Here is a 368-nt window from a genome sequence, read left to right on the forward strand (position 1 = left end):
GTGAATCATTGTCATGCGTTTTATATCCAGCAAACCGTCTCGGGAGTCTACTGGCGCAACTGGCGGTGGAAGATTCGGTATATGCCGTATGAGAGTATCAGCGAAGTACTGTTGCAAAGTAATGGGAAGAACGGGTACCTTCGGGTACGCAGCCGCAATATCAAGAGGGTACGGCTGAGTTTTGATCCGTGGCAGTTTGATGCTTCTGTGTTGTTTGCGATGGTTTTGTCTCGGGTGGAGCATCAGGAGTGGCCGCAGGACCTGAACGCGCAGCAGGTTGAGGAGTTGGTGGTTGGTTTTGGGTCGTATGAGAAGATGTTTGGGTGTATTGAGCGGTTGGCGTATGAGAAAAAACTCAAACTAGACTA

Annotated in this window: 1 pseudogene; it reads left to right on the forward strand. The window is 49.7% G+C overall.

Features of this window, described 5'->3' with window-relative positions:
- Positions 1-81: 81 nt before the first annotated feature.
- Positions 82-368: pseudogene (locus HMPREF2958_RS04470) on the forward strand (hypothetical protein); the annotation flags it as partial.

This window comes from Rothia sp. HMSC036D11, from assembly GCF_001814205.1.
Classification (GTDB): domain Bacteria; phylum Actinomycetota; class Actinomycetes; order Actinomycetales; family Micrococcaceae; genus Rothia; species Rothia dentocariosa.